This window comes from Flavobacterium sp. AC267, from assembly GCF_979258715.1.
The window spans coordinates 1,098,937-1,110,634 of sequence record NZ_OZ409875.1 but is presented as its reverse complement, the minus strand read 5'-3'; the positions used below and the strand labels follow the sequence as shown (position 1 = coordinate 1,110,634).

The 11,698-nt window shown below is 33.9% G+C and carries 10 protein-coding genes and 5 pseudogenes; all 15 read left to right on the top strand.

The window, feature by feature from the left end; genetic code table 11:
• The 15 genes and pseudogenes from ACZZ95_RS05855 (at nucleotide 1) to ACZZ95_RS05785 (ending at nucleotide 11,668) form a co-directional block, all read left to right on the top strand.
• Nucleotides 1-469 (top strand): annotated as a pseudogene (locus ACZZ95_RS05855) (ABC transporter permease).
• On the top strand, nucleotides 462-782 hold the full coding sequence (locus ACZZ95_RS05850) for a hypothetical protein (RefSeq protein WP_463468365.1): 321 nt from the start codon (nucleotides 462-464) through the stop codon (nucleotides 780-782). The pseudogene ACZZ95_RS05855 and the gene ACZZ95_RS05850 overlap by 8 nt, the downstream one beginning before the upstream one ends.
• Nucleotides 783-791: 9 nt before the next feature.
• Nucleotides 792-1,195: pseudogene (gene DarG, locus ACZZ95_RS05845) on the top strand (flexirubin biosynthesis protein DarG).
• Nucleotides 1,195-2,193: a BtrH-related acyltransferase DarH gene (darH, locus tag ACZZ95_RS05840; protein ID WP_463468364.1), complete on the top strand. Its 999-nt coding sequence runs from the start codon at nucleotides 1,195-1,197 to the stop codon at nucleotides 2,191-2,193. The pseudogene DarG and the gene darH overlap by 1 nt, the downstream one beginning before the upstream one ends.
• A 6-nt stretch (nucleotides 2,194-2,199) precedes the next feature.
• Nucleotides 2,200-2,952 (top strand): ABC transporter ATP-binding protein, encoded by a 753-nt coding sequence (locus ACZZ95_RS05835; protein ID WP_463468363.1) that lies wholly within the window; start codon nucleotides 2,200-2,202, stop codon nucleotides 2,950-2,952.
• Nucleotides 2,942-4,244: pseudogene (locus ACZZ95_RS05830) on the top strand (ABC transporter permease). Before ACZZ95_RS05835 ends, ACZZ95_RS05830 begins: the two are co-directional and overlap by 11 nt.
• 14 nt (nucleotides 4,245-4,258) lie before the next feature.
• Entirely contained in the window at nucleotides 4,259-4,651 is a 393-nt protein-coding gene (locus ACZZ95_RS05825; protein ID WP_463471629.1) for an acyl-CoA thioesterase, read from the top strand.
• Nucleotides 4,652-4,941: 290 nt separating this feature from the next.
• Nucleotides 4,942-6,081, top strand: a complete 1,140-nt coding sequence (locus tag ACZZ95_RS05820; protein WP_463468362.1) for a beta-ketoacyl synthase N-terminal-like domain-containing protein — start codon at nucleotides 4,942-4,944, stop codon at nucleotides 6,079-6,081.
• Between the two features lies 1 nt (nucleotide 6,082).
• Nucleotides 6,083-7,084: a virulence RhuM family protein gene (locus ACZZ95_RS05815; RefSeq protein WP_463468361.1), complete on the top strand. Its 1,002-nt coding sequence runs from the start codon at nucleotides 6,083-6,085 to the stop codon at nucleotides 7,082-7,084.
• Nucleotides 7,085-7,110: 26 nt separating this feature from the next.
• Entirely contained in the window at nucleotides 7,111-7,650 is a 540-nt protein-coding gene (locus tag ACZZ95_RS05810; RefSeq protein ID WP_463468360.1) for a hypothetical protein, read from the top strand.
• A 7-nt stretch (nucleotides 7,651-7,657) separates the two neighbouring features.
• Nucleotides 7,658-8,275, top strand: a complete 618-nt coding sequence (locus ACZZ95_RS05805; RefSeq protein ID WP_463468359.1) for a 3-oxoacyl-ACP synthase — start codon at nucleotides 7,658-7,660, stop codon at nucleotides 8,273-8,275.
• Nucleotides 8,276-8,277: 2 nt separating this feature from the next.
• Nucleotides 8,278-8,535 carry a phosphopantetheine-binding protein gene (locus ACZZ95_RS05800; RefSeq protein WP_463468358.1) on the top strand — a complete coding sequence of 86 codons (258 nt, stop codon included), beginning with the start codon at nucleotides 8,278-8,280 and terminating at the stop codon, nucleotides 8,533-8,535.
• Between the two features lie 87 nt (nucleotides 8,536-8,622).
• Nucleotides 8,623-9,826: pseudogene (locus ACZZ95_RS05795) on the top strand (beta-ketoacyl-[acyl-carrier-protein] synthase family protein).
• A 1-nt stretch (nucleotide 9,827) separates the two neighbouring features.
• A pseudogene (locus ACZZ95_RS05790) lies at nucleotides 9,828-10,889 on the top strand (beta-ketoacyl synthase N-terminal-like domain-containing protein).
• Nucleotides 10,886-11,668, top strand: a complete 783-nt coding sequence (locus ACZZ95_RS05785; RefSeq protein ID WP_463468357.1) for a polysaccharide deacetylase family protein — start codon at nucleotides 10,886-10,888, stop codon at nucleotides 11,666-11,668. The pseudogene ACZZ95_RS05790 and the gene ACZZ95_RS05785 overlap by 4 nt, the downstream one beginning before the upstream one ends.
• Nucleotides 11,669-11,698: the final 30 nt, after the last annotated feature.

The following is an 11,698-nucleotide window of genomic DNA, read 5'->3' as shown; positions in this document are numbered from 1 at the left end:
ATGATTTTGAAAACCGGCGTTGACATACAAAATTATTTACCGCACCGAGCACCAATGCTTATGGTCGATTTAATTTTGGATATTGATGCCAACTTCGTAGAAACCATTTTTTTGATCAAAGAAGACAATATTTTTATACAGAACAATGTTTTTATTGAAGCAGGTTTAATTGAAAATACAGCACAGACCTGTTCTTCGATTGTTGGAAAAAAATATTTTTTTGACGAAAACGGAACAGAAAATGAGAACGTAAATGTAATTGGATTTATCAGTGCCTTAAAAAATGTAAAAATTCATGCAGTCGCCAAAAGTTGGCGATACCATAATTACCAAAGCAGATTTAGTTTCAAAATTTGCCGGCGACGATTACACTTTATGCACGATGAGCTGTCAAAGTTCTGTCGAAGACCAGATACTCTTAGAATGCGAAATTAATTTGTTCATTCAAAAAACAATCTCGGTTGGATAATCCAAAAAAAATCATTTTACATCTTGTAATCCGAATCGGAATTTTGATTCTTTTACTTGCCGTGGTTTTCTTATTTTGGTATTTTACCTTTGATCCTCACAAATTTTGTGACGAAAACGGACATAAACATGTCGATGGCGGTTTAGGAATGTTTATTGTTTTATTTCTAATAACCCAAATGTTTTATTTAGCATTACTGGTAGAAATGATTTATTTATTTGTGAAGAAAAACAGAATTTTAGCTTTCGCAAATCTTGGATTTTTAATGATTAGTTTATGTTTAGTGTTAGGCTTTATGCTTCTAACAAATTAAATTAGCAATATGGAAAAAGATAAAGTACCTCAGGATAAAAGCAACTTAACAAAAAACAATGTCAAAGAACTTTTATATGCTACTGATGAAAACGGCAATTACACCACAACCTTAAGTACAGGCTGGGAACCCAAAACAATTGCATTATCGAATTCTATCGATGAAATAAACGAACGTATTGCCGATGCCAGACAACAGGTTTTAAATGGCGAAGTTAGTCCGATTGTTTATTTTATGGAAGTCAATAAAATGGATTTGACGATTTTAGCAAGTTATGTCGGACTTTGGAAATGGCGCGTAAAAAGACATTTTAAACCAGAAGTTTTTGCCAAACTAAACGACAAAATCCTAAAAAATATGCGGATACTTTTGAAATATCAATCGAAGAATTAAAAAACAGCATCACCAAATAATGGAATTATCTTTCACACATCATCAGTCTGCTCACTGTGAGAATGGAGTAGCGTCGAATCTGCTAAAAAACAGCGGACTAAACATCAGCGAACCGATGGTTTTTGGTATTGGCTCTGGTCTTTTCTTTGTCTATCTTCCTTTTATAAAAGTCAATTATGCACCAGCCATCAGCTATAGAACTTTGCCTGGGCAGATTTTTAATAAGGTTGCAACACGTTTAAATCTAAAAATAAAAAGACAAAAATTTTCATCTGCGACAAATGCAAACAAAGCTTTAGATGAAAATTTAAAAAATAATATTCCAACCGGATTACAAGTTGGGGTTTATAACTTAAGTTATTTTCCAGACGAATATCGTTTTCATTTCAATGCACATAATTTAGTCGTTTACGGAAAAACCGAAACCGACTATCTAGTAAGTGATCCTGTTATGGAAACCGTTACGACTTTAACACACGAAGAATTAGACAAAGTACGTTTTGCAAAAGGAGCTTTTGCACCACGAGGCCAAATGTACTATCCAATTCAAGTTCCGAACGACGTTGATTTAAAAAGCGCGATCATTAAAGGAATCAAAAACACCTGTCGCGATATGCTTGCACCAATGCCAATTGTAGGCGTTCGAGGTATTAAATTTGTTTCGAAGCAAATTAGAAAATGGCCTGTAAAACACGGTACCAAAAAAGCCAATCATTATTTGGCACAAATGGTTCGCATGCAGGAAGAAATTGGAACTGGAGGCGGTGGTTTCCGTTTTATTTATGCCGCATTTTTACAGGAAGCTTCGGTTATTTTGAATAATGACGAATTGAAAACACTTTCTCAGGAAATGACAAAAATTGGAGATTCATGGCGTGATTTTGCTGTTGAAGCTTCCCGAATTTATAAAAACAGAAGTGCCAAAGAAGACGCTTATAACGCTATTGCCGATGAACTTTTGGACATTGCCAATAGAGAAGAAATCTTTTTCAAAAAATTAAAAAAAGCCATCAGTTAAGATATTTTGCAGCCTATAATTAAAATAGAATCACTTTCGAAAAAGTACAAAGATGCCGACCAGTTTTCTTTGAACGACGTTTCGCTTAATATAAATGAAGGAGAAATTTTTGGTTTACTCGGTCCAAACGGTGCCGGAAAAACAACCTTAATTTCAATGCTCTGCGGATTGGTAAAACCAACTTCGGGACATTTTTCAATTGATGGTTTAGACTATCAGCATCATTCTTCAAAAATTAAAAAAATAATTGGCGTGGTTCCTCAGGAATATGCATTATATCCCACTCTTACGGCAAGAGAAAACCTGCAGTATTTCGGAAGTATGTACGGCCTGAAAGGTTCTGATCTAAAAGATAAAGTAATCGAAACTTTAGATCTTTTAGGCTTATTGAAATTTGCCGACAAACCTGTTCAGACTTTTTCTGGCGGAATGAAACGCCGTGTCAATTTAATTGCAGGAATTCTGCATAAACCAAAAGTTTTATTTTTAGATGAACCAACCGTTGGTGTTGATGTGCAGTCCAAAAATGCTATTATAGATTATCTAAAAGTGCTGAACCAAAACGGAACTTCCATTATATATACGTCTCATCATTTGGCTGAAGCCGAAGATTTCTGTACTAATATTGCCATTTTAGACCGAGGCCGAATTTACGCCAAAGGAACGCCTTCAACCTTAATTAATTCTGTTGAGGAAGCCCGAAATCTCGAAGATGTTTTTATTTCATTAACCGGTAAAGACTTGAGAGATGATATATAAAATTTGGATGTCTGTCGTAAAAGAATTTTTACTGCTTAAACGCGATTTAGGCGGTTTGATTATTCTATTTATAATGCCTTTGGTTTTGGTAATTACCGTTACTTTAATTCAGGACAGTACTTTTAAAACCGTAAGCGATTCTAAAATTCCGATTTTATTGGTGGACAACGATAAAGGTTCTGTTTCTAAAACCGTTTTTGAAAATTTAGAAAAAAGCAATTTGTTTAGCGTTGTGACGCAGGTTGACAATAAAACGATTACAGAGGATATTGCCAGAGAAAATGTTTACAAAGGGAAATTTCAATTGGCAATCGTAATTCCAGAAAATTTAAGTTCTGATTTACAGGCCAAAGTCGATCAAAATGTGGAGAAAATCGTCAGCAGTTTAGGCATGACTGATAGTACTGCGACCAGCGAACCTCAAAAAATAATAAAAGAGAAAGAAGTAAAACTTTATTTTGATCCAGCAGTTCAAATGAGTTTCAAAAATGCGGTCATGAGTTCTATCGACAAAATGATTTCGCAAATTGAAACTAAATCCATTTACACCACTTTCCAAAATCAATTAGGAGAAGGAACAACCGATTTTGAACAAAAGAGTTTCATTTCCTTTAAAGAAATAATTCCGAAGATAAATAACAAAGAAGTTCGCCCGAATTCCGTACAGCACAATGTTCCGGCGTGGACGCTTTTTGCGATATTTTTTATCGTAATTCCGTTATCTATTAATATTGTAAAAGAAAAATCGCAGGGAACTTTTGTTCGTTTAAGAACCAATCCAGTTTCAAATTTAGTAGTGATTATTGGAAAAACCATCACCTACTCAATCATTTGTATGATTCAGTTTTATATGATGGTTGCCGTTGCCGTATTTTTATTTCCATCCATCGGACTTCCGTCTTTAAACATCGAAGGACATTTAGCAATGATGAGCGTCGTGGCGTTATTTTCAGGTTTTGTCGCAATTGGATTCGGAATTTTATTAGGAACCGTTGCCAGCACACAGGAACAATCGGCTCCTTTTGGTGCAACAAGTGTGATCATTTTAGCGAGCAATTGGCGGGATCTGGGTTCCAGTTTTTGCCATGCCGAAAATCATGCGACTTATTGCCAAATCATCTCCTATGAACTGGGGATTAGATGCTTTTTACGATGTTTTACTTCGTAACGTTTCTTTCCTGGAAATCATCCCAAAAATAAGTTTGTTATTTTTGTTTTTCATTCTTACAACCGCCATTGCCTTATTTTATGACAAAAAAGAAAAGATCAGTATAACGAAGCCACAGATTTAACCGTTTCTCACGAAATCAGAATTCGTTTTAACGAAACTGATCCGCTTGGAATCGTTTGGCACGGCAATTATATTACCTATTTCGAAGACGGACGAGAAGCGTTTGGCCGTAAACACGGACTAACTTATCTGGATATTGGAAATACAGGTTATACAACACCAATTGTAAAATCAAAATGCGAACATAAATTGTCTTTACGTTACGGCGATGTTGTAACAATTGAAACAACGGTCGTGGACACGCCCGTCGCAAAAATGATTTATCGTTTTAAAATTATTGACGATAAAGGCGAAGTTGCCTGTACAGGAGAAACCGTTCAGGTTTTTCTAGATGGCGACGGAAATTTAATGTTGACGAATCCGCCTTTTTATGAGGAATGGAAACGTAACGTTGGGTTGTTGAAATAGAACGCGAATTTACTTCGTCTGTTTGCTGTCGCTCGAGTAACGAATTAGCACGAATTCATTTTCGTTTTCCTGCAAGGTTTTCGAAACCTTGTAGGTATTAATTCTAGACAAACCAATACAAACCAATAAAAACATACCTACAAGGTTTTGGAAACCTTGCAGGAAATAAAAAACAACATACAATCTGCTTAAATCTGCAAAATCTGCATGAACCCTTTTTTTCAGATAAAGCTTAAAATAAAATACCTACAAGATTTTTAAAACCTTGCAGGAGAAATCGAGATCATAAAATGTTAAGAGAAATATACATTACCGAAACAAATTGTATCACGCCATTAGGTTTTGATGTTGAATCTAATATCAGCGCCATTCTTCGCGGTGCTTCCGGCATTCAGCTTCATAATGATATTTCTTTAATGCCGAATTCATTTTATGCTTCAATTATTTCTGATGAAAAAATAAACAGTGCTTTTTCAAAAATCAGCGCTGAAACCAAATATTCCCGTTTAGAGAAAATGATGATTTTGGCTTTAGAGCCGATTATCAAAAATGCTGGAATTGAATTAAATTCAAAAACGGCATTTATCCTTTCTACTACAAAAGGAAATGTTACGGCTTTAAAAGACAATTCTGAAGAAAGTTTTAATAACGCACATTTAGATGTTTTAGCAAAAAATATTTCAGATTTCTTCGGATTCACAACACAACCAATTGTAGTTTCAAACGCCTGCGTTTCAGGAATTTTAGCCGTTTCAGTTGCCAAAAGAATGATTCAGTCTGAATTGTACGACAATGTTTTTGTGGTTGCCGGCGATGAAGTTTCAGAATTTGTTTTATCAGGTTTTAATGCTTTTCAAGCCATGAGTGATCTGCCCTGCAAACCGTATTCTAAAAACAGAACTGGAGTAAGTTTAGGCGAAGCAACAGCGGCAGTTTTAGTTTCGGCGGAAGCCAAAAACTCAAAAATAAAAATAATCGGCGACAGTTCTATAAACGATGCGAATCATATTTCGGGTCCGTCAAGAACGGGTGAAGGTTTGTTTAGAAGTATTCAAAATGCTTTAAAAGAAGCACAGATCGAAGCGGATAAATTAGATTATATTTCGGCACACGGAACTGCAACTCCATTTAATGACGAAATGGAATCCATTGCATTAAGTCGTTTAGGTTTACAAAACGTTCCTATAAATAGTTTAAAAGGATTTTACGGTCATACATTAGGCGCTTCGGGATTATTAGAAACCGTAATTGCGATTGAATCTGCCAATCAAAATATGCTTTTTGAATCGAAAGGTTTTGATGAAATTGGTGTGAGTGAAACTGTAAATGTTATTGAGAAAAATGAAGAAGCGACTATTGAATATTTCTTGAAGACGGCTTCTGGATTTGGAGGTTGTAATACGGCTGTGGTTTTTGAAAAAGTGAAATGAAATGGAAAATAACGAAACTAAATTTCTTATTTACGACAATCCAAATGGAGAAGTCAGAGTTGATGTTTTTGTGCAAGACGAAACAGTTTGGCTTACACAAAAGGCCATAGGTGAATTATTTGGCACAACTCCGCAGAATATCACTTTACATTTAAAGAATATTTTTGAATCAGGAGAATTGCAAGAAAATTCAACTTGTAAGGAAATCTTACAAGTTCAATCTGAAGGTAATCGCCAAGTTTCCAGAAACCAAAAATTTTATAATCTTGATGCTATTATTTCTGTTGGATATCGAGTAAATTCAACTAAAGCAACTCAATTTAGAATATGGGCAACTCAAACTTTAAAAGAATACATAATCAAAGGTTTTATTTTAGATGATGAACGTCTAAAACAAGGAAAAACGGTTTTTGGTAAAGATTATTTTAAAGAATTATTACGCAGAGTACGTTCTATCCGTGCAAGCGAACGTAGAATCTACCAACAAGTAAGTGATATTTTTGCAGAATGCAGTATCGATTACGATAAAAATTCAGAGGTAACAAAGAATTTCTATGCCATGATTCAAAACAAATTCCATTTTGCTATAACTGGAAATACTGTCGCAGAAATCATTCATAAAAATGCAGATAAAGAAAAAGACAATATGGGACTTAGCAGTTGGAAAAATGCTCCTGACGGAAGAATATTAAAATCCGATGTAATTGTTGCTAAAAATTATTTACAAGAAAAAGAAATAACTCTACTAGAAAGAACTGTAACAGGTTACTTTGATTACATAGAAGGATTAATCGAGAGAGAAAATACTTTTACTATGGAACAATTGGCGGCAAGTGTAAATAAATTTCTTTCATTTAACGAGTACAAAATTCTAGAAGGAAAAGGTAAAATATCGAAAATTCAAGCAGATAAAAAAGCGATTAAAGAATATGATGAGTTTAATAAAACTCAAAAGATAATTTCTGATTTTGACAGAGAGATAAGACAAATTGGGAGAAAATAACGGCTGTTATTTTTTAAAAAGATAAAATGAGAAGTTTAAAAAACTTAAATATTGAGAAAAGCATAATCAAAAGTAAACTAGTTTATTCTGAAAGCTGGTATGATATATTTGATACCATACTTCTTTTGATGCTTTTTAGTTTTTTATTTATTTGTCCTTTTTTAGTTTATTTCGATCCATATCGAGATTATTCACAAACGGGTACCGAATATTATCTGCTCTTTTTTATGAGTCTCTTTTTTGCTTATGCAATTTATCGAAAGGCAACTGAAAAAAATCTTACGAAAATTGTAAGCAAATATGGCGCTGAAAGAAATAGAGCAATTATTAATGAATGTTGTAATAAATCAGGATGCAAAAGAGCTATAAATTCACAAGAATTAATAATTTATAACAAGTTTCCAGATGCTCTGGCACTTAATTCTGTATATCTTTCAAGCAGAATATTTATTCTAGACAAGAATAACATCTATATGACAATCATTAAAAAAGGTCGTAAAACCAATTTTCCTGTTCTGTTTTCACAATTATTTTTAAAGGCGGACATTAAAAAATTATGTTCTTAAAAACAAAATGACTCAAAAAACCTACATACAATCCTACATCACCGTTCAAAACAACGAAATTGTTTTGAACGGAACTTCCGTATTCAAAATTGAACCAACAGATTTTGCTGATTTCTCGAAACAAGCTTATCGCAATTTTGAAATGCAGTATCCAAAGTTTTTCAAAATGGATGCTTTGAGCAAACTGGCTTTTTTAGGATCAGAATTGCTTTTGAGTCCGATCACTTCAAATGAAGAAGAAGAAAATAATATTGCTTTGGTTTTAGCCAATAAATCCTCCAGTTTAGATACCGATGTAAAATATCAGGAATCGATTTCAGACAAAGAAAACTATTTTCCGAGTCCGGCGGTTTTCGTTTATACGTCGCCAAATATTTGTCTGGGCGAAATAAGTATCCGCCATCAGCTTAAAAGTGAGAATTCTTTCTTTATATTTGATGCTTTCAATTCAGAGTTTTTGTGGAACTATTCGGCGATTTTGTTAAACACAAATAAAGCTGATTCTGTTTTGTGTGGCTGGGTAGAATTTTTTAATGACAATTATAAAGCTTTTCTTTGCCTTATCAACAAGGAAGAAAACGAGAAATATACAAACGAAACTATCAATACATTATATAATAAATAATCATGGAAGCATTAAAAGAAGAATTAAAAAATAAAATCATTACTACTTTAAACCTTGAAGATATCACAATCGCAGACATTGCTGATAACGATCCTTTGTTTGGAGACGGTTTAGGTTTAGACTCAATTGATGCACTTGAATTGATCGTGATTTTAGATAAAGATTACGGAATTAAATTAGTAGATCCGAAAGAAGGAAAAACAATTTTCCAGTCTATCGAAACTATGGTCGCATATATCAGCGCAAATAGAACTAAATAAATTTTAGATTTTAGACTTTAGATTTTAGATTTCTTAGACAGAAATATTTAGAATCCATAGTCTAAAATCATAAATCTAAAATCTAAAATGGCAAAAGGTGTTGCAATAACGGGAATGGGAATTATTTCTTCGATCGGAAATTCGGTTGAAGAGAATTACCATTCGTTAATCGAAAATAAAATCGGGATTTCCCGAATCACAAATATTTCGACAGTTCATGCGGATGTTATTAAAGTTGGTGAAATCAAAAAAACCAATGATGATCTTATCAATGAACTGCAATTAAACAGCGATAATAATTTTTCGAGAACCGCTATGATTGGCACTTTGGCGACAAAACAAGCTGTTGAAAATGCCGGCATTACTTCTATAAATGAGTTTAGAACCGGACTTATTTCTGCTACAAGTGTGGGCGGAATGGATATGACGGAAAAACATTATTACGATTATTTCGAACAACCAGAACTGGTTAAATATATTGCCTGTCACGACGGAGGCGATGTTGCCGAAAAAAATCGCCGAAGAACTGGGTTTAAAAGGAATGGTTTCTACAATTAGTACCGCTTGTTCATCTGCTGCAAATGCAATTATGCTGGGAGCGCGATTGATTAAAACCGGAAAATTAGACCGCGTTATTGTGGGCGGTGCTGATGCGATGTCAAAATTTACCATCAACGGATTTAAGACTTTGATGATTTTATCTGACGATTATAATCAGCCTTTTGACAATAACAGAAAAGGATTAAATCTTGGCGAAGTCTATGGCTTTTTAGTTTTAGAATCGGATGAAATTGTTGAAAAGCAAAACAAAAAAGTTTTGGCAAGAGTTTCTGGTTACGGAAATGCCAATGATGCTTTTCACCAAACTGCTTCTTCAGAAAATGGAGACGGCGCTTATTTAGCGATGAAAAAAGCTTTTGAAGTTTCGGGATTAAAACCTTCTGAAATTGATTACATTAATGTTCACGGCACAGCAACGCCAAATAACGATTTATCTGAAGGACGAGCTTTACTCCGAATTTATCAAAATGAAACGGTTCCAGATTTTAGTTCTACAAAACCATTTACAGGTCACACTTTAGGCTACTGCGCAATTGCGATTGAAGCGGTTTACAGCGTTTTGGCCATTAAGAATAATGTGGTTTATCCGAATTTGAATTTTAAAACGCCAATGGAAGAGTTTGATTTGAAACCACAAACCTCTTTAAAAAATAAAAACATCGAACACGTTCTTTCTAACTCTTTTGGTTTTGGAGGAAATTGTTCAACCCTTATATTTTCAAAAAGCTAAAATGAAAAAAACATATATAAATGGAGTAGGCTGTATTTCGACTCAAAAAACATTTGATACTGTTTTTTTGGAAGAAGCCGTTGTAAATCACGATGAAAATGTGCTGGCGATTATTCCTCCTGCGTACAAAGAGTATATTTCGCCTGCTGCAAGCCGACGCATGGCAAAAGGTGTAAAAAATGGAATCGTAGCTTCGGCTTTGGCGATGAAAGATGCGAATGTCGAAAAAGTCGATGCCATCATTACTGGGACTGGTTTAGGATGCATTGAAGATTCTGAAAAATTCCTAAAAAGTATTTTAGATAATAAGGAAGAATTTTTAACACCAACTTCTTTTATTCAGTCAACACACAATACGGTTGGGGCGCAAATTGCTCTTTTACAGCAATGTAAAGGCTATAATTTTACATATGTAAATGGTGCGGTTTCTTTCGAATCGGCACTTATTGATGCTAAAATGCAGATTGAAGAAGAGGAAGCCCAATCTATTTTAGTGGGAGGTGTTGATGAAAACGGAGATTATACTACCGCTCTTTTTAAACTTTCTGGCCGAATTAAAGAAGATAATAAAGCGCCTTATGATGTTTTGACTTCCACTACAAGCGGTGCAGTTTACGGTGAAGGTGCTAATTTTTTTGTTTTAGAAAATGAAAAAAAGACACTACGTATGCTGAACTTCTGGATATTTCGATTGTAAATACACTAAAAGAAAACGAAATTGAAGCTGAAATTACTTCCTTTTTGAAATCTAATAATTTAGAAATTTCTGATGTTGATGCTGTGGTTTTAGGTTTTGACGGAAATGCAAGTTTCGAAAATTATTATAAAAATCTGGTCGCAAATGCTTTTGCCCAAACTCCAGTTTTATACTATAAACATTTGAGCGGCGAATATGATACGGCTTCTGCTTTTGCTTTTTGGATGGTCTGCTAAAATTTTAAAAACTCAGGAAATTCCAGAAATTGTAAAAGTAAATTCGGTTACAAAACCATCTTATAAAACCATTTTATTGTACAATCAATTAAATGGAAAAAATCATAGTTTTACGTTACTGTCAAAATGATAACGCATAAAAACATCTCGATATTTTTTATCTTTTTATTGCTTTTACTGCTTCTTTTGAATCTCTATACCGCAATAAATACTTGGTGTTTTTTTGCTGTAATTTTTATTTGGATTGGCATAAATGCTTTTGGTTCTTCGAGAATTTCTTCTAATTATCATGTAAAAGCTTTTTGTAATAATCCACTAGAAAAAGATAAAAAAATTGCACTTACTTTTGATGACGGTCCGAGCCCTTATACTTTGGAAGTTTTAGAACTTCTTAAAAAATACAATGCCAAAGCCACTTTTTTCTGCATTGGAATAAATATTGAAAAGCATCCTGAAATCGTAAAACGAATTATTTCCGAAGGTCATTTGGTCGGAAATCATTCCTATTCTCATTCGAAATCTTTTGACTTTTATACTGCAAAAAAAATAACTGAGGAAATTCAAAAGACAGATGCACTTCTGGAAAAATTCACTTCAAAAAAAATAAACTTTTTTCGTCCGCCTTACGGAGTTACAACGCCGTCGATTCGGAGAGCTTTAAAAGTTACTGGACATAAAACAATTGGCTGGAATATCCGTTCGCTTGACGGCGGCACAAAAAATCAGGAATTAATTTTCAACCGAATTATAAAACGTGTTTCTCCTGGGGGAATCGTACTTTTGCACGATACGGCTTCGCACTCTGTTTTGGTATTGGAACAGTTTTTGCAATTTTTACAGCAAAACAATTTCGAAGTGATTTCAATTGAAGAGCTTTTGAATCTTAAAGCTTATGAAATTGAACGCTGAAAAAACAAGAATTCAATCGTTTAGACCTAA

What these genes read in the sequence shown, in the direction of transcription:
- darH (WP_463468364.1), top strand. Translation starts at nt 1,195, where the DNA reads ATGGAATTATCTTTCACACATCATCAGTCTGCTCACTGTGAGAATGGA.
- ACZZ95_RS05820 (WP_463468362.1), top strand. Translation starts at nt 4,942, where the DNA reads ATGTTAAGAGAAATATACATTACCGAAACAAATTGTATCACGCCATTA.
- ACZZ95_RS05815 (WP_463468361.1), top strand. Translation starts at nt 6,083, where the DNA reads ATGGAAAATAACGAAACTAAATTTCTTATTTACGACAATCCAAATGGA.
- ACZZ95_RS05810 (WP_463468360.1), top strand. Translation starts at nt 7,111, where the DNA reads ATGAGAAGTTTAAAAAACTTAAATATTGAGAAAAGCATAATCAAAAGT.
- ACZZ95_RS05805 (WP_463468359.1), top strand. Translation starts at nt 7,658, where the DNA reads ATGACTCAAAAAACCTACATACAATCCTACATCACCGTTCAAAACAAC.
- ACZZ95_RS05800 (WP_463468358.1), top strand. Translation starts at nt 8,278, where the DNA reads ATGGAAGCATTAAAAGAAGAATTAAAAAATAAAATCATTACTACTTTA.
- ACZZ95_RS05785 (WP_463468357.1), top strand. Translation starts at nt 10,886, where the DNA reads ATGATAACGCATAAAAACATCTCGATATTTTTTATCTTTTTATTGCTT.